At 38.7% G+C, this 25,152-nt stretch carries 21 protein-coding genes and 1 pseudogene; 9 read left to right on the top strand and 13 right to left on the bottom strand.

The window, feature by feature from the left end; translation table 11 throughout:
* Positions 1-33: 33 nt before the first annotated feature.
* A complete protein-coding gene (locus H6731_09975) occupies positions 34-1,452 on the top strand; it encodes a hypothetical protein (protein ID USN50574.1) in 1,419 nt (472 codons plus the stop codon).
* 168 nt (positions 1,453-1,620) lie between these two features.
* On the opposite strand, the gene H6731_09970 is transcribed toward H6731_09975, so the two are convergent.
* The 6 genes from H6731_09970 to H6731_09945 form a co-directional block, all read right to left on the bottom strand.
* On the bottom strand, positions 1,621-2,346 hold the full coding sequence (locus H6731_09970; protein USN50573.1) for a DUF2141 domain-containing protein: 726 nt from the start codon (positions 2,344-2,346) through the stop codon (positions 1,621-1,623).
* 4 nt (positions 2,347-2,350) lie between these two features.
* The gene (locus tag H6731_09965; protein ID USN50572.1) at positions 2,351-3,172 is read right to left on the bottom strand and encodes an NTP transferase domain-containing protein; all 822 of its coding nucleotides are present in this window, start codon (positions 3,170-3,172) and stop codon (positions 2,351-2,353) included.
* Positions 3,150-3,629, bottom strand: a complete 480-nt coding sequence (moaC, locus tag H6731_09960; GenBank protein ID USN50571.1) for a cyclic pyranopterin monophosphate synthase MoaC — start codon at positions 3,627-3,629, stop codon at positions 3,150-3,152. Before moaC ends, H6731_09965 begins: the two co-directional genes overlap by 23 nt.
* Positions 3,630-3,651: 22 nt before the next feature.
* Complete coding sequence (locus H6731_09955; protein USN50570.1) at positions 3,652-4,299, bottom strand: hypothetical protein; 648 nt, start codon at positions 4,297-4,299, stop codon at positions 3,652-3,654.
* Positions 4,300-4,482: 183 nt separating this feature from the next.
* Positions 4,483-6,798 (bottom strand): ABC transporter substrate-binding protein, encoded by a 2,316-nt coding sequence (locus tag H6731_09950; GenBank protein ID USN50569.1) that lies wholly within the window; start codon positions 6,796-6,798, stop codon positions 4,483-4,485.
* Between the two features lie 7 nt (positions 6,799-6,805).
* Positions 6,806-7,852 carry a hypothetical protein gene (locus H6731_09945; protein USN50568.1) on the bottom strand — a complete coding sequence of 349 codons (1,047 nt, stop codon included), beginning with the start codon at positions 7,850-7,852 and terminating at the stop codon, positions 6,806-6,808.
* A gap of 280 nt (positions 7,853-8,132) precedes the next feature.
* Between H6731_09945 and H6731_09940 the strand changes: the two genes are divergently transcribed.
* From H6731_09940 to H6731_09930, 3 genes are all read left to right on the top strand, one after another.
* Positions 8,133-9,329 carry a thiolase family protein gene (locus tag H6731_09940; GenBank protein ID USN50567.1) on the top strand — a complete coding sequence of 399 codons (1,197 nt, stop codon included), beginning with the start codon at positions 8,133-8,135 and terminating at the stop codon, positions 9,327-9,329.
* A gap of 13 nt (positions 9,330-9,342) precedes the next feature.
* Entirely contained in the window at positions 9,343-10,563 is a 1,221-nt protein-coding gene (locus H6731_09935) for a 2-isopropylmalate synthase (protein USN50566.1), read from the top strand.
* Between the two features lie 427 nt (positions 10,564-10,990).
* Positions 10,991-11,524 (top strand): hypothetical protein, encoded by a 534-nt coding sequence (locus H6731_09930; protein ID USN50565.1) that lies wholly within the window; start codon positions 10,991-10,993, stop codon positions 11,522-11,524.
* 699 nt (positions 11,525-12,223) lie between these two features.
* Here H6731_09930 and H6731_09925 read toward each other — a convergent pair.
* Entirely contained in the window at positions 12,224-12,439 is a 216-nt protein-coding gene (locus H6731_09925) for a hypothetical protein (protein USN50564.1), read from the bottom strand.
* A 28-nt stretch (positions 12,440-12,467) separates the two neighbouring features.
* Between H6731_09925 and H6731_09920 the strand changes: the two genes are divergently transcribed.
* The 4 genes and pseudogenes from H6731_09920 to H6731_09905 all read left to right on the top strand — a co-directional run bounded on the left by H6731_09920 (position 12,468) and on the right by H6731_09905 (position 15,811).
* Positions 12,468-12,722, top strand: coding sequence for an IS1 family transposase (locus tag H6731_09920; GenBank protein USN50563.1), 255 nt, complete (start codon positions 12,468-12,470; stop codon positions 12,720-12,722).
* Positions 12,723-12,921: 199 nt separating this feature from the next.
* Positions 12,922-13,086 (top strand): annotated as a pseudogene (locus H6731_09915) (transposase).
* Positions 13,087-13,548: 462 nt separating this feature from the next.
* Complete coding sequence (locus H6731_09910) at positions 13,549-14,007, top strand: hypothetical protein (GenBank protein ID USN50562.1); 459 nt, start codon at positions 13,549-13,551, stop codon at positions 14,005-14,007.
* Positions 14,008-14,287: 280 nt separating this feature from the next.
* Positions 14,288-15,811: a hypothetical protein gene (locus tag H6731_09905; GenBank protein USN50561.1), complete on the top strand. Its 1,524-nt coding sequence runs from the start codon at positions 14,288-14,290 to the stop codon at positions 15,809-15,811.
* On the opposite strand, the gene H6731_09900 is transcribed toward H6731_09905, so the two are convergent.
* From H6731_09900 to lnt, 3 genes are read right to left on the bottom strand one after another with little or no spacing between them, the layout of a single operon-like run.
* A complete protein-coding gene (locus H6731_09900; GenBank protein ID USN50560.1) occupies positions 15,753-16,619 on the bottom strand; it encodes an A/G-specific adenine glycosylase in 867 nt (288 codons plus the stop codon). The genes H6731_09905 and H6731_09900 overlap by 59 nt on opposite strands.
* Positions 16,620-16,628: 9 nt before the next feature.
* Positions 16,629-17,726 carry a peptide chain release factor 2 gene (gene prfB / locus H6731_09895; protein ID USN51979.1) on the bottom strand — a complete coding sequence of 366 codons (1,098 nt, stop codon included), beginning with the start codon at positions 17,724-17,726 and terminating at the stop codon, positions 16,629-16,631.
* A 35-nt stretch (positions 17,727-17,761) separates the two neighbouring features.
* Positions 17,762-19,660, bottom strand: a complete 1,899-nt coding sequence (gene lnt / locus H6731_09890; GenBank protein ID USN50559.1) for an apolipoprotein N-acyltransferase — start codon at positions 19,658-19,660, stop codon at positions 17,762-17,764.
* 308 nt (positions 19,661-19,968) lie between these two features.
* Between lnt and H6731_09885 the strand changes: the two genes are divergently transcribed.
* Positions 19,969-21,039, top strand: coding sequence for a hypothetical protein (locus H6731_09885; GenBank protein USN50558.1), 1,071 nt, complete (start codon positions 19,969-19,971; stop codon positions 21,037-21,039).
* 118 nt (positions 21,040-21,157) lie between these two features.
* On the opposite strand, the gene mnmA is transcribed toward H6731_09885, so the two are convergent.
* From mnmA to H6731_09870, 3 genes are all read right to left on the bottom strand, one after another.
* A complete protein-coding gene (mnmA, locus tag H6731_09880; protein ID USN50557.1) occupies positions 21,158-22,258 on the bottom strand; it encodes a tRNA 2-thiouridine(34) synthase MnmA in 1,101 nt (366 codons plus the stop codon).
* Positions 22,259-22,286: 28 nt separating this feature from the next.
* Positions 22,287-24,056 carry a protein kinase family protein gene (locus H6731_09875; protein USN50556.1) on the bottom strand — a complete coding sequence of 590 codons (1,770 nt, stop codon included), beginning with the start codon at positions 24,054-24,056 and terminating at the stop codon, positions 22,287-22,289.
* A gap of 98 nt (positions 24,057-24,154) precedes the next feature.
* Entirely contained in the window at positions 24,155-25,000 is an 846-nt protein-coding gene (locus tag H6731_09870) for a hypothetical protein (GenBank protein ID USN50555.1), read from the bottom strand.
* Positions 25,001-25,152 lie beyond the last annotated feature (152 nt).

Raw genomic sequence — 25,152 nt, 5'->3', positions numbered from 1 at the left:
TTTTTTATAATATTATGAGCGATGGAAGTGGCGATGAAATTTTATGAAGAAATAAATAAAAATATAAAACTAATGGCCTATTTATTAGTTTTTGGAATTTTAACTATGTCAGATAAGTTACTGTTTTTTATAGCAAGTTTTAATCTTATTTTTATTATGAGTGCCTGTCAGGGTGAGATTGATGCAAAGCATTTGCCCACACCTGAAGGCGTACTGACAGAGCCAAGTGTAGATGCCACCACACAACTTCTTAAGGATTATGCCCAAATAGAGCTTAATGACAGCATTCCTGGGGGCCCAAGTATAAACATCGCCACCGATGCTCAAGAACTTGAAAAACTATTAACTATTCCATCAAAAAATATTTTTATTTCGCTGCCAGAATCAAAGCATGAAAAGCGACAGCTCAACCATAGTATCGAAGCGGCTTTTATGCGTCTTCAACGTCCAACAGCTAAAAACAAACAGAAATTACATTTTGTAAATTTAGAAAAGCTTTATAAAATTGACAATCTCTTTCATCTTTCGCCAAAAAAGCAACAAAAATATTACATAAATACTGCAGAAAAATTTAATAAAAATTTCAGCCAAAATGATTTAGTAGTTGTTGATATTGATAATCTTCCTGAATCTGTAGATTATGTAGAATTTGTGCAAAAATTTACTGGGCCCAAGCTTATTGTGCTTTCAAGCAAAGCGAAAAAATTTATTTCATTCCCTAGCAGCGAAACAAAAGATAAACTCTTCTTTCCTAGGGGATTAACAGGCAAGCATATTTTTTATTTGATACAAAAACATTTTTCTCAGGCCCAAAACCAGACAATTAAGAAAAACGCAACTCAACTGGCCTTGATGTGCTCGCAAATTTTCACTGCCCTTTACCCAAAAAGCGATTTAGAAATGTTGGATTTGTTTTTCAAAAAGATTGAAGGCCTGCTTGATTCAGCTCATAGCGGTGTTAATTACCACGATGCTCTAAAAGCCAGAGCAGCTGATACATTGCAAGCAAATATTTCCTTTATCGACTCTTTGGAACTTAGCAAACTTGGCCTTGATGCTATTCAGAAACGTGTTGATATTGACCCACAAGCTTTTTCGCAAGCAACAGCGGCTTTTGATGCTCGATTAAAGCAAAATGAGAAAAAAACACGAGATCAGTTTTTTTTAGCACGTAATCTAAAGCTTATTATTGAAAGAATTATCCAACGTTCTGAAGGTATCGGTGATAATGCAAATCTATCCGATAACCACTTGCAGCGAATCGATAATGCTGTGAGCGAAGCTATGAAAGCTTTTATGCTCGGAGGAAACGGTAAACTTGTAGCACTAAAAGCGAGCGAAGGTTTTGCTCGCTCGCTTAGTTTAATTTCTCTGGCCGCAAATGGGGCTACCGTCACAGCCATCAGAAACTCAAAAAAACTTATTGACCTGATTAACGAGCTCAATAATTAAGAGATTGTTTTGAAAATAGTTTTTTGACAACCTTCGAAACTATTTTGACCACTATCACATGTCATCACCTCTGTCCGCTATCATCCCCGCGCCAGGCGGGGATGACACGTGATCTGGTTCAAAAAGGGATGACAACGTAATAATAGGCATAACGGATCTCTCTTGAAATCAAAAACTCATCTCGATCTCTTGCCCAGGCGTTGTGTATGTCACCAAAGTATTTTCATATTTTGGTGGAGAAAGCCCCTCGCGAGTAAGGCCAGGTCCTTTGCCTTGGTTTTTATTATTGCTAAAAATATATGGTTCAGTTGGAATACCAAAAAGTCTGTTTACTTTTCCATTGTTGCTTTTATCGAAGTGAGCAAAAAAAGCATACTGTTTACCAATCTCTAGCCCACCAATTTTAAAAATCATCTCACCATTAGGCGCTTCTTTGGCCCAATAAGAAGACGAACGAAAAGGCTTCATATTCTCTTTTCCATAATTTTCAGGACCATCCCAAAGCACCACGCGAATGCGTCCCTTTTCGTTCTTTCTGATCTTAAAATTTTTCACTCGCACCATCACATAGTGCTCTTTGGAATGCGTCTGGCTTTGGTTTTCTATCACATGAAGCACTTTCCCCTGCTTGTCGCGCACAGCTTGGCCTAACAATTTTTCTAACTCAAATTTAAAAGCCTCAGCAGCATTCATAGATGTATTAGAATTTTTAGAAGTAGTTTGAGTGTTTGTTGTAGCCACAGTTTGAGATTGGGTAGAGGAAGCTTTTTTGGGAACCTCTAGCTTTTGAAGTTGGGCATCATTGGTATTTTGAGCGTTAACAAAAAAACCTGCCAATCCAATTACTGCTATCAATATTTTTTCTTTTAAACTCATCAGATATCCTTTTTTCATCCAATCATCCACCCGAGACAGGAGGAATAAAAATAATACTGTCTCCATCGTGTATCGCACATCGCGCATCGACCAATGCGTTATTTTTGGCAAAACGCACGGCGGTATCATTGAGAGAAAGATTATAGATACGCGAGATTTCACTAAATAATTCTGCCACATTTGATGCTTGACTATGAAACTCCATGCTAGAGCACCCCATGCTCTCTCTTAGGCTTGCATAAAAGTTAAGCCTAAGCTTTTTTTTAGAATCGTCTGATTCAATCTCATGTGGAAAATTAATATTTTTTAGCCAAGAAAAATCTTGAGGAGCAATACGCTTTACGTCGAGACACGATAGAATCTTTCTGGGGCAATTTTTCTTCTGACTCCACATTTTTAGCAGATGTGGAAAAATGGCAGGTTCATAGATACCACATAATGGCTCAATGTTTTCTTGTTGATTAACAAACACCGTCGCCAAATGCTCTAAAGAGCGCCTGGAAAGTAAAAACTGAACAGCATTCTCGTTAAATTTAGGCATATCGCAAGCCAACACAAAAAATGCATTATTTGGCATGGCATAAAAGGCCGAAATTATTCCTCCCAAGGGACCGCATGGCTTTACAAAAATATCCTCTATTAAGCGCTCATTATCGACATCTATCGGCTTAGTTAATAAAGGCGAAGTGGAAAAAAACACTTCATCACATACCAATGATAAAATTTCTTCACATCTTTTCCATTGTGGAAGGCCGCTATAATTTATCCAGGCTTTTGGCTCTTTCATACGCGAACTCTTACCGCCTCCTAAAACAAGCCCCTTAAGTTTTGGCAGTGTAGTCATGCTTTCCTCCCGTCTTTTTAACAACATGGATGTCCTCTATGACTATTTCCGAAGAAATGGATTTACACATGTCAAAGATAGTGAGCGCTGCAACACTCACCCCTGTGAGGGCTTCCATTTCCACACCGGTATTGGCCTGTGTTTTTACGAAACAATTAATTTCAATGACACAATCTTTTAAAGAAATATCAAACTTAATGCTGCTCAAACTGATGTTATGACATAAGGGAATAAGCTGAGCCGTATTTTTTACGGCCATGGTGCCAGCCAAAATGGCGGTCTGAAAAACCGGACCTTTTTGATTAACCTGAGAACTTTTGGACAATTGCTCTCTAAGCTTAGCAGGAATTTTTACACGCCCACGTGCTTGAGCTTGACGTAGAGTCGTTCTTTTATTGCTGATATCGACCATTCCTGCTTGATCGTCGACAATATGGGAGAATATGTTTTCATTCATTTCTCCCAACTAGCTAAAAAAATTAAAGTGTAAAACCCAAGGTTGCTTGTAAGACTGGAGAAAAGCCGGCAAAAAGTCGCGGCATCTTGGCGATAGGATTAGTGTGATAGGTCCACTCTTCACCTACTTCAAAACCAAAAGCAAAAAAATCTTTCACCCACGTATAACCCAATGTAAGCGTATGGGTAAAAATAAGCCCATCCCTTATTCCCTCTGCCCCAAAGGCATCAAGTCTTTCCATGCCAATCAATGCTGTAGTTTTGATAAAAAATGCATCATTCATGGATTCTCCAAAAGGAAAATATTTAACTCCAGCTCCCCCTGAAAAATGAATTTGTGAATAATCAAAATTCCATCCTGGTTTAATAACGGCATCGGGGCGATACCAGTACTCAGGCACATCAGCGTCGCTAAATAGACTCCCAACGCCCTTAATTGCCCAGCGATAATCCATCCATTTTGCCTCAAGAGGAAAAACTAAATTTAATTTTCGGTGAAGACGGTATTCCACAGCGAGCTTTGCGCTGATCGGATCACTCAAAACGAGAGGAGTAAACATCACTGCCCACTCTTTTGGAGTAATAAATTCTACTCCCACTACAATCTCTTTAGAAAACAGACCTTGGCTCAAAAAAAGTGCCAGACATAGCGCCAATATTTTTTTAATCATTCGCTCTTACTCCCACTGCGCACCAAAGCAATAATAACGTGAACTTTACAAACATCTCAAAAAGATAAATTTATCTCAGACCATACGAGGATTTAAATTTACATTCATCTAACAATAACTAATCAATTAAATTTGGTACAGCCACCTATAGCACATCGTTTAAGCGGCCAAAAGCCTGCTTTGTCATCGTTCATATTCCATTTTTGTTGTCGACACTCGCTGCCAGTCTTCATCTGCTTTTGTCTCGAGCCACATAAACTCATTTAAAGTTTGATTTTTAGGATTATAACTGAGATTTAGTCCATAGAAATTGTAGTTTTTCAAAGAAGTTAGTTTTTGTAACACTTTTTGCGGAGTAACTTGACTACCGATGTTTTCAACTACTTCAATAAAAAGTCGAGCCATTATATAGCTTTCCAAGGAGTAGACATCGTAGGGTAAATCAAGTTCGTCAAGAGTCTCACGGTAATCTACAACAATAGGTAAAGCACTTGTTTTTGGATTTGGAACAACAGCGGCAAAAAGAATATCAATTCCATTACGAGCCGCAAAATTCTTTATCGTTAATTCACCCGCAAAAGAAATTCCAAATAATTTCATATTGGCAACAACATTGATGCCCGCTTGGCGAATAAACTCCCTCGCTGCTTTTGCTGTACAAAAAAATCCTAAAGCATCCGGCTGAGTTTTTTGTAGTTCTTTTATCTGCGTATCAAAACTAATATTGCCCCTTGTATAGGGTAATGGCACAACAGAGTTAAGCCCCATCTTATGGAGTTCTTTGACCGCTGTTTTAAAAATTGGCAATCCAAAGCTATCGTTCTGATATAAAAATGCAAACTTAACTACCCCGTATTCTTTTTTTAAATGCTTCACCAATTCAATAGCTTCACTCATATAACCTACTCTAAAATTTATAATATTTTTGTAGCTATTGTTTCTTAAAGCCTCTGCTCCCGTGATAGGAAAAAGAAGAAGTGCGTCATTTTTTTGTAATTCATCCACATAAGAAAGCGTTGTTGGAGTACCTACAGGAAATAGTATGTATTTTATCCCCATTTTTAAGTATGACTCGACGTTATTTCGAGCCAATTGCGGAATATAATTATCGTTATCAATATACAACCTGTATACAGGTGTCTCATTTTCATGAGTTCTATTAGCATGATTAACAGCTACATTAAGCCCTAGTTTTGCCATCTGCCCCATAGTTGGAACTCCTTGGACTAACGACATACTCGATGCAAGCTTTATTACCTGACGTGGCTCGTTTGATTGATTTAAAAGAGCTAATTTCCCGGTCACAACATTGAGCGGACTGTTAATCTCATAGCCTCGCATCATCCTTGTATCTTGATGAAAGAGCGTTATGCTCGCATCAGACACTTTCCCTCCGACATCAAGTCTAACAAAAGCATCAGAATGAAAATCTAAATATTTTTTATGAACCAATATTGGTGAAGACAAAACAGCCCAAGCAGAAGCTCCATGATCCTGGTCTAGAAAGCCTAATCCTTTTTTTATGCGATTATGAAGACGCCAATTTTCAGTCTGAAAACTTGCAATTACATCAATACTTTTTTCAGATTTCTTCACATTTTTTAAATCAATATTTTCGACATTTTTTTCATGCTCAACAATATCGGTAGAAATAGCACTTTCATCATATTTTAAATCACTCTTTGGATGAAATGATATTCTGATAACTTCGGCTGTGTCGTCTTCGCCGCTTATATACACAGACTGCGGAAGAGTTTTAAAGAATGTAAGAACCTGTCTTTTAAAAGGTATTTCCTGATGCGACAACGCCCTGCCTCTAATAAATAATTCTCTTTTAAGTCCAAAATCCTCCCAGTGCCCATTGTATTCGTGATTGCCTGGGAGGTAGATCACGCGCTCAGGATTTTTTTCCAAAAGAATTGTCATTAATATAAGTGAATCTACATTGTAAGCCGATCTATCTATATAATCACCATTAAATACAAAGAAAACTTTTGGTTCTATGATTTCTAATTCATTATTTATCACACCTCTTTTCTTTAAATAATTTAGATTTCTCACCATAGAGTGAAACGCACCTTGAACGTCGCCAAAAATATAGGCTGATACGGAACCATTTGCCTTAATATGAATTATATTTTTACTACCATCTTCCCTGCCTAATTTTTTACTTTCCAGACTCAACTTTATCATTTGGGATGCCAAAAATTGGGGGCTCCAAGGCTGCGACTGCCCAAGTTTAAGCCACGCCAAAAAACGCATGGGCCAAGCTGGCAATCGACTTTCATCAAATTTAACGTAATAGGGATCCAACCAATTATTATCATCGGAAGGAGGCTGCTCGGGCAGCGTATTTGCATAGTCAGTTATTTCATGAAGTGTTTTATATTCTTTTACTGGTTTAGGTGAAAATACAAAATACGTTGTAATTCCAAATGTGATTCCTGCAAGAACTGCTGGAATAATAAACAATAATATATTTTTAAAAATTTTTTTCACGACTAACTCACGGCAAAAGAAGCGTTATAGAAACTCCCAGGATAAATAAATTTATAACGACTAAAGATATTTTTTTAACATACATTTTTAGTCCACCTAAAAAAATATCTAAACTTATTAAAACAAAAAGCATCAAAGCGCCGGCTAGTATAAGAAAAAAGAAGTTATCAGAGAGCATTAGATCACCAGATTTAGGTGAAAGTTGTTCGATAACAAAGCGATAAGCTATAATAGCTGTAACTCCACCTGATGCTATAGATAAGCTTTGAGTAGGCTCTAATGCCAAGGAAAAACACATAATACAAAAAATCAGAATAATTGGTAACAATATAGTCAATAAAAATCTTATACCATAACGTTCTACTTCTAAACTAAATTGAACAACTGGTTGAGAAAAAACAAAACTATTTTGTTGCTCGGATAAATGGACACTCGCAAATCCAGTACGCGCTGATTTAGTGTTCAGCTCCCACCCAAAAGGCTGAAGCTCTGAATCAATCGTAAAATTTGCTGTTGAAGTATCAAACAGTGCTTCTTCAGGCTCCAAAAATGGATTGCTTAAAATAAGGGTTACCAGGTGATCATCAAGTGGAAAATCTTGAAAATTAAGCCCAGAATTAAAAGCAACACGCACCAAATAGCGCACAATGATACTGTTGCGGCTAATACTCATATTAGGTTCTGAGCGATGCAAAATAGTACCACGATCAAAGCGAAATTTTTCTAGAGTTTCTAAGGATAGAGACCCCTTACCCATGGAAAACCATAAAGTCCCCGAAAACTCAAAGTTATCTTTGGCGACATCAAATACCTGAAACTGCTCTATATTAAGCCCCACTGTTATCAGATCGGGAAAACCCTCAAATTGTTTGAGAACTTTAGGAGTAACTTGCTCATAAATAAAAGCTTTGTCGGTCGAGTAAAAATAACTAACACGCAAATAAAAGCTCAAAGCCAATAAACACACCGTAATCAACACGACTAAACTAAGAAATAGTGGTGACAATTTCTCATTGATGCGAGTTTCTTTACGATCTTTAACTACATCAACCATCACATATCTCTATGTTTTTTTAAAAAATTTACTAGCAGGTACACCATGTTATCATTTTATTACCTAAACCGTAATAAATATACTTTTTTATCCGCCAACCAACTAAGCAATTTCACTGATTAAAATTAAGAAATTTGCTGTTTGATTTTTAATTTTAAAATTTGTTATCACTTTTCAAAAAATTTAAGAGTATGAGTTCACAACACGCATAATTTTCGCATAAAACAATCCTCATCTTTGTTTTTTAAAAGATTCTAACTTTTGATTGACGAGGCATTGCATGAAGAAACTCAGTGATGAGAAAATATTTTTTGTAGCAGCCAAAAGAAATCCCTTTGGCACCTATCTCGGATCCTTAGAAAAGCTCAGCGCAACTAAACTTGGTGTGCATGCTTCAAAAGCCGCTCTGACGAGCGCACATTTAGCTCCTGAGCATATTGAACACGTTATCTTTGGCAACGTCTTACAAACTTCAAAAGATGCGCTTTATCTTGCACGGCACATTGGGCTTGAATGTGAAATTCCCAATTCGGTGCCAGCGCTCACTGTAAATCGTTTATGCGGATCAGGCTTTGAGGCCATCATTCAAGGGGCTCGCCTGCTTTCATCAAAAGAAAGCCAGTGTGTGTTGGTAGGAGGGGCAGAAAATCTAAGTCAATCTCCCCATATTATTCGAGGGGCTCGCAAAGGTTTGAGTTTGGGCCAGGGAAAACTGGAAGACAGTCTTTGGGAAAGTCTCAATGATACCTATGTCAACATGCCCATGGCCATTACAGCTGAAAATTTAGCGATCAAATACGAAATAAGCCAAGACGAGGTTGATGAGTATTCTGTCTTAAGCCAAACACGCTACGCTCAAGCTTTAAAAGAAGGTAAATATTCAGATGAAATAAGCCCCATTGAATGTGGTTCTTCCAAAAGACCACAGATACTTGAGCACGATGAACACCCTCGGCCCACCACAACTCTTGAAGCATTAAAAAAACTTCCTAAAGTTTTTAAAGCGGATGGAGTCATTCACGCTGGAGCTGCCTCAGGTATTTGCGATGGAGCAGCAGCCTTGATCATGTGCAGAGAATCATTTGCCATGAAACATGGCCTTAATCCTTTAGGAGAGCTGATCAATTTTGGCATAGCCGGCTGTGATCCAAAAATAATGGGAATTGGCCCTGTTCCAGCCATCAAGCAATGCCTAGAAAAGTCTCAACTAGACCTTGCAGATATGAGCATGATAGAAGTCAATGAAGCATTTGCTCCGCAGGTGCTCGCGGTAAAAAAAGAATTAAAAATTGACGAAAATAAACTGAATATTCATGGTGGAGCCATTGCGATTGGTCACCCTCTTGGCGCATCTGGCGCACGTATTAGCGCTCATTTACTTCACTCACTTAAAACGTCAAGCAATGCTTTAGGACTTGGCTCAGCCTGTATTGGCGGCGGTCAAGGCATAGCACTTCTGATACAATCTTTTCTATAGATAAGGAGCGCTTATGAGCGAATATGATTTGGTTTTCGATTGGAATACTTACCAAAAAGAAAATTTTTTTCCTGCCGTTGAATTGTGCGACGAGACACTAAGAGACGGTATTCAATCTCCATCAATCCATGATCCGAGCATCGAGAAAAAAATTGAGCTTTTAAAGCTTATGGATCGATTGGGCATCACTATCGCAGACATTGGGCTCCCGGGCGCGGGTCCAAGAGCCTACAATGACGTTTTAGCGCTGGCCAAATTCGCGGCTCAAAATCGACTTTCTATCAAACTTAACTGCGCTGCGCGTACACTTAAGAAAGATATTGAGCCCATCGTGCGCATACAACAAGAAGCTGGCATTGAAATTGCGGCCTATTGTTTTTTGGGCACCAGCCCAGTTCGCCAATTGGTAGAAAATTGGAACCTCGATACACTCAAGAAAACTTCGGAAGAAGCTTTAAGTTTTGCCATAGGAGAAAATCTCAAAACTGCATTTGTTACAGAGGATACAACCCGCTCTCACCCCTTAACACTCAAACCTCTGTTTCAACACGCTATCGACTTGGGCGTGGAGCGTCTGGTTTTGTGTGATACCGTCGGACATGCTACTCCCTTTGGTATCAATGCTTTGGTAAGCTTCACCAAAGATCTTATTTCACAAAGCAAAAAAGCGGTAAAAATTGACTGGCATGGTCATAATGATCGAGGCCTTGGTTTATCAAATGCTCTTGCAGCAGCAGAAGCTGGTTGTCACCGAATCCATGGCACTGCACTCGGCATTGGAGAGCGCGTTGGCAATACAGCCATGGATCAGTTGATCGTAAATTTAAAACTTCTCAACGCATATCCTCATGATGTTCGCTCTTTGGTAGATTATGTTGAAACTGCAGCAGCAGCATGCAAAATCACAATTCCCTACAACTATCCAGTTTGCGGGCTCGATGCTTTTCGCACAGCAACAGGAGTTCATGCGGCTGCCGTCATCAAGGCTTTAAAATTAAACAAAAATAGTTTAGCTGATACCATTTACTCGGGCGTACCTGCTCACTGGTTTGGTAAAAGCCAACTAATTGAAATCGGTCCTATGAGTGGCGCATCTAATGTTAAATATTGGCTTATCAGCAATAAGATGGAAGCAAATGAGGAACTTGTTTTGGCATTGCTTGATTACGCCAAACAACAAAACCATACGCTCAGCAATGATGAAATCAAAAAATTTTTATTCAACAAAGCCTAAAGCAATTTCACCTTCAATATTCTTTTAATACAGGAATTTTTGGAGGTTCTGTCACGGAAATAATATCTAGCAATGTTGAAAGAGTAGCACGTCGCACTACTGAAAAAAATGCATAACAGAAATATGAAGACGCTAAGAAATAAGTTCAAAGCAAAAAAATAAATCACCAGTGCAAAAGGAAAAGGATCGCTTTTAGAGCCCAATTTTATTTTACAAATTCTTGACCCACTAGTTTTTTTTAAGGCTCAGAATAGATTGTTTAGCAGACTACCTAACATAGTTTTTGCCCGATGGCTCTGTTCTGAAATTTTCTTTTACACAGCTGTGAGAGTCCCTAATTAAAGCAGCGCTAAAGAAAGTATCGGCAAAAAACAAGCAAGGCCGCAGTGAAAATGACGTTAGGCGCTGTTAATCCTTGAGGGAAAAAATGGTAAAAAATCTAGTTGTAATTTTTATTGCTTTCAATTCCTTATGCGGTACGTTATGTGCCACCGATATTCTTGATGCAGATGTGGACTGCAAACGTGAAGAGGATATTAAGCTTGAGTGTTCTTGTTTTAAAGGAAGCTATTTTGAAATCGTCTTTAACGAGCTTGGAGGAGCTACTATCAAAGCCTTTTTGCCACTGCCACCCATGACGGTAAAGACAAAGAAAAATAGCACTCAACAAATAGAGAGTCCTGACAGTGTTATTAGTGAATTTGTTATCGAGAAACTACCTTTAGAAGATGGCACTACTTTGAAAAAAAAATATGATGACATTGAGCTAGAAAAAGAAGGAAAACTTGAGCTCACATACGAGAACCAAAAATTAATTCTTAGCAATAGTTTCGGGAGAAAAGGCTTTGGAGCTAAACGCGAAAAACGCTGGGTCTCGATTTCCTATAAAATAAAAACAGATCCCTACCTAAAAAATCCCAAAAATTTTTCACCACAGTACCAAAGTTCTCCTTTACGCTAAGAGGATTTTTGAAAGTATTTTATTGAATGATTTTCAAAACATTCTCTTAGCTCGACTTTGGCCGAAATTTGATGATTTGATTTTTTATCATCCACGTTATGCGGCCTGGCAAAGTGCTTGAAGAATAAGGTTGTCATTCTCATTGCTATTATTCAACAGCCGCACGGTGCCTGGGCTGTTTTGAAATAGGTGATGCTTCCAAAGATAAAATCTTATGCTCAAGAGCATGTTTGAGAAGGTGGTATTTGTTTTCTTGGGGCACCACAAAGTTTTGCAATCAGAAAGCTGCTCATTGTTTTGGTGATAAAGAAAAACTATTAGGCTGTATGAAGCAAAAATCAGTGGCACGAGAGTGAGTACTGAGTTTTTGCACCAAACTCGGGTTTTTTCTAGTTGCAAATGCTCTTTGCATTCTTGAAAAGCCACTTCAACAGCCCATCTACTTGTGTAGATTGATACGATCTATTCTGGCGTGAGACTCATATTTGTGGAATAGAGATACTCATCTCAATGAGTGCCTGATTTATCTCGCACGTAGACTCAGCGCACTGTAACGAGTCCATTTCCTTGGCGAAACCAAAACCCAAGACCGCTTATCAAGTCTACAACCCTTGAGCCACCGCCATACCAAGAAAGATTGGTTGTGATTGCTTTACTTTCAACAAACAACATCCTTGGGCTTCTTGAGTTTCAAACCTTTTACACGTGGTCTACCAATTTGTCCTGGGTATTTTGCAGGTGGAGCTTGATGCAACACTGCATCAGGATAGAATTTACTGACACTGGTTTAGAGAAAGCTTTGGCGCTTGCATGTTGACCAAATCCTTGATCACCGACGATTATGAAAGGTACATCAGAAAATCGGTAGTACCAAGAAAATGTTGAGCCAAAATTTTTACGTGACCTCGACAACAAATTGAACCCACAATCTGTTGAGGAAATAATGGCTGTCCTAATACAGGTGCGCTGCCCTGCGTGTGGAGATACTGAAACGATAGTTACGTTTGGTTACACCCACAACGAAAAGCAAGGTTATCGTTGTCAATCGGCAGAATGTAAAAAAGCTACTTTCACAATCGAGCACGAACGCAAAGGCTGGCTTCCAGAAATTAAGGAAAAGAGCATAGCGATGACTTTAAATGGCTCAGGCATCAGAGATATTTCCCGCGTTCTTGGGTTTGCACCGAAACTGTTATAAGCGAAATCAAAAAAAAGAAAGCAGCCTTCAGTCCATAAATATATAGCTATGCTTGAGCGCGAAAGTGATCCATCACGCACTGTTGATTTGGTCAGTCTTTCTGAAACTTAAAGCCTTGCTCGAACTTTTCGGCGTAAGACATTTTTTCACCGACGGCTGGGGCGGATATGAGCGCTACATCAGTGAAGAGCAGCTATCTATAGGCAAGGAGAACACTCAAAGAATAGAAAGAAAGCACCTTATTCTGCGCACAAGAATCAAACGCCTGACGCGGAAAACTATTTGCTTTTCAAAATCTGAACGAATGCATGATATCGTTCTTGGCTTATTCATCAATACGCATGAATTTGGCCTCACTCTATGATTTCAACATTTTCTGGACACGACCGCCAAGGTTCGCTTGCCATAAATCCTACGGACGAGTCATTGCTCACCATGATACAGAGTGCGCAGTTTTTTTTAACATAAAGAGGCCTAAGAGCGCTCTATTTGGATCCCCGCCTGCGCGGGGATGACACGTGGTGGTATTTAAAACGGGGATGACACGCGGTGGTATTTAAAACGGGGATGACACGAGATCGTGGACAAAAATGTTTTCTCAGCTTAGAGAAAAATTATTTTCAAAACAGTTTCTAAGCCTCAAGAAAAGCACCCCTTTTTCTGACTCAAGATAAAATAGCGCTAAGTAATATCCATTTCACCAAATTACATGAAAGAAATACAAATAGCTGATTTCAACTTTAGGGTTTCTCCTAACGTTGGCTCGTCCATTGCCTTGTTTAAAGCTTTGGCTATAGTGCCAGTGGTTTTGATTAGGAGATTAGCTGTGAATTTTAATGAATTACTGAAAAAGATTTCGCCTACCACCTTTGCTGAAGTTATGGAGATCGCACCTCGTAAAGTGAGAGAATCTTTGTATTCTCACTACGGCATCAAAAATAAAAGCCGAGGTCTACTCAGCTCACTCAAAAATAAAAAAGAAAATCGCATTAAAAATCTACACCTTGCTTTGCAAGAAGCCTATAAACCAAGGGAACAAGAATTTCTTAAAGAATTGTTTCGTAACTGGCTCTTTCACCAACGACCACTCCTGAAAGCAACGCTCGATTATTTAAAAGTAGAAAACGATAATGGCCTGGTTGAAACTGAAACAGACTTCTTTAAGGAGCTCAATGAGACCCAAGTACAAGAGCTTATTGAATTCCTTAAACCCAATTTTTCTCATGAAGCAATATTGATCTATCTCAGCTTCATGGAAGTTCCTAAAATAGAAAATTATTTCTAGCCTTTTTTGTTTCTCTTTGTTTATAGCGTTTGGAATAAATTTCTAAAAAAGAATCGCTCTGTAATTTTTGTATTTGTTCTTTAATTGTGTGGTGACATGGGAGCATTTTTAGCATGTCACCATTTTTACGCCTTTATTAAAAAAATCCGTCATTTGAAAAAATACCAAGCGAAGTTAAAAGAGTGAATTAATGGAACTTTATTCTTAGTTACACTACTTTACTCATAGAAACTTCTTGCTACTAGATGACTCCACATGGTCACTTTAAAAAGGTCATAAGATGAATGACGGTATCATTTTGTTCATACCACTCCTACTTTCTCTCATTCTTTTTGGCGTTTTTAAAAGAATATACAGTGCGCTCGTTATAGGAACGCTGAGCTCTGTAGTGATCATTAATCAATTCAATTTCAAGGCAAGTTTTTCTTATTTAGCGAGCGAAGTCATAAGCCCTGTGCTTTTAAATGCTAACCACTTTGCCATTATAGTATTCACGATCATGATTGGAGCTCTTACCGGTTTATTAAGAAAAAGTGGCGCCATCGATACTTTTATTCATTACTTATCATCATTGATCGTGGGTAAACGTTCATTACAGTTCGTAACAACGCTATCTGGTTTGCTCATATTTTTTGACGATCATGCTAATTGTCGTTCAGTGGGCTCAAGCATGCGAAAAGCTTTTTCTAATTTGGGTGTTTCCAAAGAGAAGCTTGCCTATATTGCAGATTCAACGGCTGCACCGGTCGCCTGTCTAGCCTTAGTATCTACATGGATTGCCTTTCAGGTTGGATTGATTGACGATGCACTGATAAGCAGCAACACCAACTTAGATGCATATGCTCTATTTATTCAGAGTATCCCCTATAATTTTTACGCGCTTTTTACTCTGATGATCGTTTTGACTGTTTCTGTTACAGGGAGAGATTTTGGCCCTATGTACAGCAAAGAAAAATTCTCCACCAAGAACATAGAAAAAACTTCGTTTCCTCTTCAAACTATAGATAGAAAAAAACTTCTGCTTTTCTTCATTCCCACCTTGGCATTAATTTTCATCACCTTTTCGGTATTGCTCGTCAGCCCTAAAACTAATTCTTTTATGGCCATGCTCATCGGAGCGAGTCTGTCACTTTTCATTGCTCTCTTCATTATTTTTGCCAATAACTTGGCTGAACCTCACGATGCTTTTTCCTGGATAGAAAGCGGCATTAAAGATCTTCTCCCCTGCGTAGCCCTTCTCATTTTTGCCTGGTTATTTGCCAAAGGCTTGTCTCAACTTTTATTGGCTCCCTATTTAGCAAATTTGATTTCTTCATCTTTGCACCTTGCCTTGCTACCAACCCTTGTTTTTGCCATTTCAGCTTTGCTTTCTTTTATTACTGGGACTTCTTTTGGTACAATGGCTTGGCTTATGCCGACTACTCTACCCGCAATTTTTCTGTGCAGCGACGATATTTCCTTGTACTGTGCCGGCACCGCGGCACTCTTGGGAGGCGCTGTTTTTGGAGACCACTGCTCTCCCTATTCAGACACCACTATCCTATCCAGCAGTAGCACTCAATGCGATTTGAGAGCTCACAGTTCTACACAAATGCCTTATGCCCTCCTTGGAGCAGGCGTCTGCGTTATTTCTGGCATACTTGTTTTGGTTTACGATATCTCTCATACTCAAGTATTAGTACTGGGAATCGCTTTTATTTATGCAACGTTTAAGATTATCGGTAAAAAAACTGTTTTTTCCCTGGCTAAAGAAAATAAAACCCACTCTTCTCCTTTACCAGACCTTCCAGACATAACTGATTAAGTATTGGCTCAAATCTCCAAGCATCTTCACTGAAGGTATTTTGTAAAGATTCTAAGGAAGAAGTGCGATTAGTTAATAAAAATTGTAAAATTTTTCCTCGCAACTGCCTGTTGGAGCCAACAAAACTACTTTGCTTTTTATAGTGTGCACTTTGGTGATTGGGATTACCCAAGTTTTTTTTCAGCATCGCACCAAAGTCCATGAGAGCGTAATACCACTCACGGGGCTGCGCTCGATCAAGATATTTTTCGACCAAAACTTCAATCGAGCGATCGGAGATTTTGCTCGTTTCATCTTTAAAGAAAAAATGCAAAAATACGCTACGAATATTTGTTTCAATAAAAACAGTCGGCTCATCAAAAGCAAAGGTATAAATCGATCGTGCTGTGGCCTTACCTATTCCAGGAAAAGTTTCAAGTGTTGCTATGCTCTTGGGTAAAATACCGTCATATTGTTCTGTAACCAGACCTGCAATTTTTTGCAGATTCATGGCGCGGCGATTATAGCCCAGGCCTTTCCACTCCCTCAGGACTTCATTAAAAGGCGCTTGAGCTAAAGAAAAAAAATCTGGAAACAGCTCTATAAAAGATGCGAATTTTTTACTCACGCGTTCTGTCTGAGTCTGTTGCAGCATAATTTCCGAAACAACTACATGATAAGGATGTAATTTTTCTCGCCACAAAAACCGACGTTGATAGTGCTCATAATAACGCCAAATTATTTTTTGAAATTCTTCGATGGATTTTTTCTTGCTGCTAAATTGAAATTCTTCTGCATCGAACAAATTTATTTTTAGTGCATGTGACAAAATAATTACCTATTTTTCTTGTTTCGATTGATTTAATAAATACGCTTCTATAAAGGGCTGAATGTCTCCATCAAGCACCGCATCCACATTGCCAACTTCATAGCCAGTCCTAAGATCTTTTACCAAACGGTAAGGAGCCATCACATAATTGCGAATCTGTGATCCAAACGAAGCCTCAAGCTTTTGTGCCTCGGCTTTATCTCTTTCTTGCAGGCGCTTGCGCATTTCCAATTCATAAAGACGCGCCTTTAATAATTTCATGGCGGTAGATCGATTTTTAATCTGACTGCGTTCAGCTTGACACACCACGGCAGTATTAGTGGGTAAGTGGGTAATTCTTACGGCAGAGTCAGTTTTATTAACGTGCTGCCCACCTGCCCCACCTGATCGAAAGGTGTCGATACGCAAATCGTCGTTGTTTATTTCAACTTCGATACTGTCATCAATTTCAGGAATCACCCATACCGATGCAAAAGAGGTATGCCTTCGAGCTCCTGAATCAAAAGGCGATATTCTTACCAGACGATGAACACCAACTTCTGCTTTCAAATAACCATAAGCATAAGTCCCTGATACCAACATGGTAGCACTTTTAATTCCTGCCTCTTCGCCATCTTGCCATTCCATAATGGTGATACTGAAGCCTCGGCGTTCAGCATAGCGACGATACATTCGCATGAGCATTTCAGAAAAATCTTGTGAATCGACACCACCCTGACCAACGTTAACGCTTAAAATAGCGTTATTTTTATCCTGCTCACCGCTGAGCAGACATTCCATTTCAACGCTGTGAACTTGCCGTTCTAATTCCAGTACGTCGCTCTCCAACTCAGCTAATGCCGTCTCGTCATCGCGCATAAGTTCAATCAGTTCTTTATAATCTCGGTAATTTTGCCCAATATTTTTTATGCGCTCTACTTCTCTGCTGAGCTGAGATTTTTCCAGCTGAATTTTTTGAGATGACTCACCAGCTTGCCAAAAATCGGGTTCCGCCATTTTTTCATCGAGCTCTTTTAATCGCTTTGATTTTTCGTCAAATTTTATGGCCTGCTCTAAGGAAGCTAATTTAACTCCTATATCGCCTAACTTTTTATTAACTTCATACATTAAATTAGCGGTATCTTTTGTTGCCATATGAATATCTACTGCAAGGTTTTTTCATCAAGACTCATACGGAAGGCCATAAGATAAATCAATACGCCGACTATTAAGCCGAGCAAAAAATACAATGATTCAAAAACCGCCAACAGCACCGATAAAAAAATCACCAAAGTAGCCACGCTCAACAAAATTGCTCTACTTCTCGCACTCTTAGCAATGCTGCCAAACATCATCACAAAAGATAAAATGATGATAAATAATTTTTTTGTTCGAGCGGACTCATCGATCAAAAATATATCCCGACTAAAATAGATATAAGCCGCCACGCCCACCGATAGAAAAAATATAACCAAAGCGAGGCTTTTCCATTGTCTTTTTTTGAGCATACTGCGCAAAGGAATTACCGCCCATAAAAAAATGATAGTGAGCAATAAAGCACATAAGATAGGCACAATATCGCCTATAATCATGTAAATTGTTGTCCTTGTATTAAGAGGTATATCGGCAACAATCAGCCCCCTTTCAAAAAGCCCCAGACTTTTTTGTATGCGCCCGTGATCATCTATGAATGCAGAAATTCCGCTATTGGTTGCGCGAACATAGGGTCTGCCGCTTTCAACTGCCCTCAACTGGTACATCAACAAATGTTGCAAGGGAGCTGAGGACTCCCCATACCAAGCATCGTTAGTAATATTAACCAGCAATTTTGCACCATTGTTGGCGTAAGCTCTACTTATCTCAGGAAAAATACCCTCATAGCAGATAGTGGTCCCCACATCGATACTTTTAGAATGATTGAGAGCTAAATTGACCGGAATAAAATCCTTGCCGGGCCTAAAAGCACCCATCCCAGGAACTACTTTATCCACAATATTGGCCATGGGCCACGGTACATATTCTCCAAAGGGCACTAGGTGAGATTTATCATAGCGGGCTACAACTTCACTCTGATAGTTGAGTAAAAAGGCAGAATTTTGATAATAGGAAAATTTATTTTCATCATTGAACCTATAGGTTGTCGCCCCAACGATACTTGCTGCACCAGATAACTTGAGCTCTAAATCTGGTCTTTTTTGATCTACGAGCAAGGGATATCCTGATTCGGGCCACACAATGATCTGCGCTTCTTTTGCGAGAGCCTCTTTGTGTAGATCATCATAAATCTTTAAAATCTCATGAACATATAAACGCGCATTGCTTTTAATTTCTTGCTCAATATTTCCCTGCAGTAATGCAACCCGAACGGATGGAGCAAAGTGATTTATTCTTAATTGAAGCGCCCCGAAAATATAGACACTGCACAACAAAAGCAACAATGCCAGAGCAAACTTTTGACGTTTTCTTTGGGTTGCTCGAAAAATTGCCAAAACCAGTGCATTAACAAGGCCAACAAAAAATACCAAGCCATAAATGCCAACCAGTGATGCAAGCTGCAAAAATTCAGGAACTCGAGCAATAGAATATCCAGCATGCCCCCAAGGAAATCCGCCAAAAAGATAATAATTGCGAAAATACTCCGCCGCACACAAGGCTAAGGGTGCATAGAGCAAAAATGATTTTTTATAATGGAGACTTAAAAATCGCGCTAAACTAAAAAATACTGCTCCCATCAACGCCAAAATCATAGGAAGCAACAATGTTATGGCCGAAGCAGGAAGTGGAGCTATGTGGCCATAGACATGAAGCGCAATGTATATCCAAAATAAAACAATAGTGTACTGAGCAGTGAGCGTAAAAAAGGTGCTAAAAAAAACCTGCTTAATATTCGATTTTAGAAGCACACTAAAAAGCGGAACATAGCCTACCAAAGCCAGTAAACCAAAAAATTCAGGTGCAGGATGCGAGCCAAAAAGCGCAGGCATCAGCAAGGGTTCAGAAACTCCCAAAAGCAGTGCTGACAGTAAACACAGGCCCAGCGATTTTAGAAAATTATCTTTCACGTTCATTTCCTTTTTACATGTGAAAAAAATTATTTTATTTATACTAAATCCCAGAAATTAACCAAGCCTTTAACTTCTAAACGCCCACAGCAAAGCGAGAACTAGCAAGAAATTAAAAGGCTTAGTTAATTTCTGGGATTGGAATTACTATGAAAGAACTCGAGCTACCAGAGGTATCATGACATAAAATCTAGCTATTTTACTCGTGCTCAGGTAATTATAGGAAAGAATTTTTCTCTGCCTAACTTTGATTAAGCACCAATTTTTTTTTAGGACAGATAATTTATTAGCACTTGAGGAATATGCTCATGTTTAAATTTTTATCTTCGCCTTTTTCGTATTTGTTGCTATGTCATTTTGCATTTGGTGCGATACCAAATTACTCATCTTCTTCTGACACTCAAGTATTTCACTTTGCAGCTTCAGAACAGGGGAAAATTAAAAAACGCTATCACAAAAAAATTGAAAACTTATTTGATGAACAACAATTACAACTCATTAACAACCAGAATAAACATGACATTATTAAGAAACTTTTATTACATGAATATATCATCTTCAATGAGCCTCAACTTGTTATAGATTTTGCCGATAGTATTCAAGGATCAGGATTTTCTTTTATTCGCCTAGAAAAACACCTCATAAATTATCTAAAAAATGGCCTAACTCCATTTAAAGCGCTTGATAAAGCAATCAATAAATTAAAAAATGAGGAATGGACACGAAAACAACACTATAATGTCAACACAGGGCATACACTTCTAAAAAATATCAATGAGCTCAACCTTTCTTTGGATGACCACGATAAAATCGTGCACGTCTATGCTGTCTGCATCAATTCATGGCGTGATCCAGAAAATCGTCAAGGAAGGCTCAAACCAAAAATTTGCGAGCCTGTAAAACACTACAAAAAACCTCGTCATGATAAACATGCCCCTAAGGTACGACAAAGCTTTTCACACAATGCAAGCAAAAAAAGCCATGCCTATAATTATCTTGTCCAAGAAGCCTGGAGTGTCGCCCAAGATTTTGGACTATCAAGCGCCGAAAAAGTTGTCATGATCAAATGCGTTGCCGAAAAAAGTCTGAAATTTTTTGAACCACTCCACAGTCCACTCAAATCTCTTAGTAAGATTCACAAAGCTCGCACGCGCTCTGTAGAAAACGAATTTTTTAGTCATTCAGGGGTGTGTCTCAATTTTGCCGGTATCGCCTACAACCTAGGAGAAAAATTAGGTCTCGAGAACAGCATCCATTTAGCTGACAGACATTTGCATAGCTATTTAGAAGTAGAAATAGATGGAGAGTGGTATCACAGCCATCCTTTTAATAGCAACCATAAAAGCTGTGACCTCACACGTTTCGGAACAATTGATTAAGAAACTGTTTGTAAATTATTAAAGTCGACATTTAATTTGCTTTCGTTAAGTTAGAAGCTCAGCAAAAATAATTGTTAGACCCAAGAAACCAAAAGCTTTTGATAATTTTTTTGGCAGATCACGCATCTATAGTGCGAGGAAAAGCTCCATCGAGCCTGCCGCTTAATATCCCACCACCGAGCATCACGTCGCCGTCATAGACAACCGCAGCCTGCCCTAAAGCCACTCCATACACTGATGCATCAAATTGAAAATCAAAAAATTTTCCATCATTGATTAGAAGCTTTGCTGGCTCTGCCGCAGAGCGCGCACGAATTTTTATTTGAATTTTTTCTGGCCATAGCTCATGAGGCACAAGAGCACGGAAGTCGCGAACTTGAATTTTGCTGGTAGCAAGCGCATTTTTTTTCGCCAAAACAACCTTTTGATCTTTGCTGTCGATGTCTGCAACAAATAATCTTTCTTTGCTTGAGACTCCCAGACCACGACGCTGACCAATGGTATATTTATGGACCCCACGGTGCTCTCCTAAATTGTTTCCTTTATCGTCTACAATGCTTCCCGAAAAAGTTTTACCCAAGGCTTTTTCAACCACTTTGGCATGATCCCCATCTGGGACAAAACAAATTTCATGGCTGTCTTTTTTATCGTGCACTAATAAACCAATTTTTTGCGCTATCTCGCGCACTTGAGGTTTTTTTAGATTTCCCAAGGGAAACTGAATTTTATCGAGTGATTTTGGGTCTGTTCCATAAAGATAATAGGTCTGATCGCGATCCAAATCATCTGGACGAGCAAGAGTTAGGTGTCCACGATATCCCACAATTTTTGCATAGTGTCCTGTTGCAAGACCTGCTCCTAGCTCTTGTGCACTCTGCAGCAAATCGCCAAATTTTACAGTGTGATTACAGGCAAGGCATGGAATAGGTGTTATTCCATTTTGATAGTCTTTCACAAAAGGATCGAATACTGTCTCTTTGAACTTTGCTTGAGCGTCGATGGCATAAAAAGGGATGCCGATTTTTTCGCAAACTCTGCGAGCATCGATCATGTCGTCGATAGAACAACATCTCCCTGTGCGCTCTATGTGATCATCTTTGACATCGGGAGCAAGACGCAAGGTAATACCAACAACATCAAAGCCTTCGCTCTTGAGCAAATAAGCTGCAACGGCTGAATCAACACCGCCCGACATGGCTGCAACAATTTTTTTAGACATAGATTTAATAAGCCTTATTGAGTTATTTTTAGGGCTTGTAATGATAAAGATCCCACAATGCCTTTCCAATACCATTTGGCTCATTAATATCAAGTTCGTGTCTAAGTATTGAAGGGTAAACTAGACTAATAGGGTATTTTCTTGCTAAAAATTCAAAAGTTTCTCTCATAAGGTAGGGCGAATAAGCATCTAAAATCCATTCTTTAAAATTTTTGTCATGAGCACCAGCAAAGTTAAGCACGAAGTTATAATCTCCTGATTTAGCAGGGTTTTCTTTGCAGTATCTTTCATACTTTGAGTAATAAGCCGCTCCAGGCATGTGTGGGCTCCGCGAGTTTGCAATTGCCTCAGAGCAATATGTTTTTCCTATCTCACTTTTTTTATTAAAAAAAGCTTGCCAATTCACACTATGATCGTCACTGAGATTTGGATACGGCAATCCAGTTTTATAAGGAGCAGCCAACCCCTCATCGTTTGTACCGGAAATATCATTTCCGATGAAGTGCTCGTTATTTTTAAGGCCTATCGCTTTTAATTGAGCAGGCGAAAATAAAAGAAACATTTGAGCGAAAGACGCTACGTTGTTGCACCGCTCATCGTGTACAGATACTTTTTCTTCCTTACACACCATAGGATACCAAAAGCTCAATAAGTATTCTGATGCAATATTACCTTCTCGATACTTTGGGTCACTAAACTGAAAGTAGCGATCAAGCGATACATAACCTCCAGCCAAACTTCTTCCTATAATATTTTCCAGCAAAACGCGCGCAAAAAGTTGACCGTTAGTGCCATGATAGCCTCGCGTAAATGTTGAAGATATATCAATTATTTTAAGTTTATTATCTTGATCAAGAATTATATTTCGATCTTTTATATCCTTATTGCTTATACCTAAACTTTTTTGAATGCTAATCAGCTGAGTGAATTTCTTTACAGCATCAAGGAGCTGATCTTTGGAAAGCTTCTCCTTACTTTCATTCATGCTCTTAAGATCTTTTATTCCTTTCTCCATCAAGAGATGTGTTTCTCCGTTCATAGAAAAAGAAGCAAAAGTCTTAACTACAGCATTGCTAAACTGTAAACGCTCAAGGTCCCAAACTTCTAAAGCTTTTTCCTTTAAGGCATACTCTTTGCCCTTATAAGAAATCTGATAGACCTTAGACTCTCCTCCCTCTCCCAATAATTTTTTATTATAGCCAGGAAAAATTTGTTCGAGCTCAGCAGGCTGCACCACCTTAGGCGATAGTTTGTTTACTTCTTTCCCTCTTCGCCACAGAGACATAGAGTTTTGGCCCGTTATAAACTCAAGTGAAAAACCATTAATAGAAGGGCGAGTCAAACTCAATTTTTCAATATCTTTGAATGGGTTATTAAGAAATTGCTGTGAAAACCAATGGGATTGTGGCAGCAATACATATTCGACACCTTGAATACCTTGATAACTAATAATGGCAAGCTCATTTTTTTCTTCGACAGTGCCATTAAGCAAAACGACGACTGGCTTTGTGCTGGGCTGCTTTATCTGGTAGCGATAATCCTTTTCCCCTCTTTTCTTAGTAATCTTAAGATAGCTGTTATCCAGCACAATATCTTCATCAAAATCTCGTGGTTTATCAGATGTGCTTGTGTCGCTTTGGCGTAATTTTGATTTACTCGTTTTGTCCTGCTCGAAGTGATAGGTAGTGACTTTATCCTTTAGATGAGATGCATTATCGCTACACGCATTTAAAATATATATCTGGCAAAAAACTATCATCCCATATAACATATAACGAAATTTATTAAATATTTTCATATAGTTACCCCAGAAAACATATCTTACTTCATAACGGCTACTTCACAATATTAACTCCAAAAAAATCAACGCTCGACGACACTTATATTTACAGAAATTCACTTCGAATAAAAATATGGCATTCTGCGATTAAAATAGTACTCGATGGAAAGATAGGATAAGCCTGTAGGGTGCACCGTGGATTGTTTTTGAGCTGGATCCATCCACCCACCATCAGCGCGCTGAGCGTGAATGATTATATCAATCCACGCTTTTTTTACCAAATGACCTGCACCAGCCCAAAAGAGACACGCTACTCTTTCGGCGTATAAGTCACTATAAACCTTATCTTTTTCTAGAGCTTTGATGATATGCCCAATAATATTCTTCTTGGCCGATTCAAGGGCTTGAGGATTAAGACTGAGACATTTATTGCCCTCCAAAAAAAATATTCCAAGCAAACTGTGAGTATCGGCATAGCCGCCCTGATAGTCACGCATGCTCAGCAGTATGGCTAGGTCAAGTTCGTCATAAGCACCTTCATCGCAATAGAGAGCTTTAATCAAAACATCATCATAGTTGTGCACTACTCTTTTTTGAATGGAGGGAGGGAATTGGTAAAAATAGTTACTGAATGTACTGCTATTTTTTTTCACAAGAGTTTTTAGCTCGTTTAAGCTCGATATTTTTCGTTTTATGGCAATACTTCTCAAGGCATATTTTTGGTCAATAGTCCGCGAAAAGGGATCTCCTAATGGGACATCTCTTTCACTCACTGATTCTGGCAGCGATAATTTTTTTAAAAATAAAGATCCAATATCTTGAATATTGTGCTGATTTTTCAAATAGTTCTCAGCCCTCATCACTATAGGCTCAATTTTATTATCAAGAGCATCATTGATGTGATCCGCAAAATTTCCTAAAGCCGCCATCAACAGTCCAGCAAACACTAAATATAATCCCATAAAAATACTCACAAAATTATATGGATAGATAGCTTACCCATTTAGCTATCAATTCTATTAAGTAGAATCATATTCTATTTAGCTTTATCCAAAAAACTTTCCGAAAAAAGAATCAGCCCGTTTTAGAAGCTGTAAAAAAAATCAAAGATCCC

Source organism: Myxococcales bacterium (assembly GCA_023898405.1).
Classification (GTDB): Bacteria; Myxococcota; UBA727; order UBA727; family JABDBI01.
The sequence above is the reverse complement of the archived record's forward strand: the minus strand, read 5'-3'. Positions and strand labels throughout refer to the sequence as shown.

What these genes read in the sequence shown, in the direction of transcription:
- H6731_09920 (USN50563.1), top strand. Translation starts at nt 12,468, where the DNA reads ATGGCTGTCCTAATACAGGTGCGCTGCCCTGCGTGTGGAGATACTGAA.
- H6731_09945 (USN50568.1), bottom strand. Translation starts at nt 7,852, where the DNA reads ATGGTTGATGTAGTTAAAGATCGTAAAGAAACTCGCATCAATGAGAAA.
- H6731_09905 (USN50561.1), top strand. Translation starts at nt 14,288, where the DNA reads ATGAATGACGGTATCATTTTGTTCATACCACTCCTACTTTCTCTCATT.
- H6731_09975 (USN50574.1), top strand. Translation starts at nt 34, where the DNA reads ATGAAATTTTATGAAGAAATAAATAAAAATATAAAACTAATGGCCTAT.
- mnmA (USN50557.1), bottom strand. Translation starts at nt 22,258, where the DNA reads ATGTCTAAAAAAATTGTTGCAGCCATGTCGGGCGGTGTTGATTCAGCC.
- H6731_09970 (USN50573.1), bottom strand. Translation starts at nt 2,346, where the DNA reads ATGAAAAAAGGATATCTGATGAGTTTAAAAGAAAAAATATTGATAGCA.
- H6731_09965 (USN50572.1), bottom strand. Translation starts at nt 3,172, where the DNA reads ATGACTACACTGCCAAAACTTAAGGGGCTTGTTTTAGGAGGCGGTAAG.
- H6731_09875 (USN50556.1), bottom strand. Translation starts at nt 24,056, where the DNA reads ATGAAAATATTTAATAAATTTCGTTATATGTTATATGGGATGATAGTT.
- H6731_09940 (USN50567.1), top strand. Translation starts at nt 8,133, where the DNA reads ATGAAGAAACTCAGTGATGAGAAAATATTTTTTGTAGCAGCCAAAAGA.
- H6731_09870 (USN50555.1), bottom strand. Translation starts at nt 25,000, where the DNA reads ATGGGATTATATTTAGTGTTTGCTGGACTGTTGATGGCGGCTTTAGGA.
- H6731_09885 (USN50558.1), top strand. Translation starts at nt 19,969, where the DNA reads ATGTTTAAATTTTTATCTTCGCCTTTTTCGTATTTGTTGCTATGTCAT.
- moaC (USN50571.1), bottom strand. Translation starts at nt 3,629, where the DNA reads ATGAATGAAAACATATTCTCCCATATTGTCGACGATCAAGCAGGAATG.
- H6731_09955 (USN50570.1), bottom strand. Translation starts at nt 4,299, where the DNA reads ATGATTAAAAAAATATTGGCGCTATGTCTGGCACTTTTTTTGAGCCAA.
- H6731_09935 (USN50566.1), top strand. Translation starts at nt 9,343, where the DNA reads ATGAGCGAATATGATTTGGTTTTCGATTGGAATACTTACCAAAAAGAA.
- H6731_09930 (USN50565.1), top strand. Translation starts at nt 10,991, where the DNA reads ATGGTAAAAAATCTAGTTGTAATTTTTATTGCTTTCAATTCCTTATGC.
- prfB (USN51979.1), bottom strand. Translation starts at nt 17,726, where the DNA reads ATGTATGAAGTTAATAAAAAGTTAGGCGATATAGGAGTTAAATTAGCT.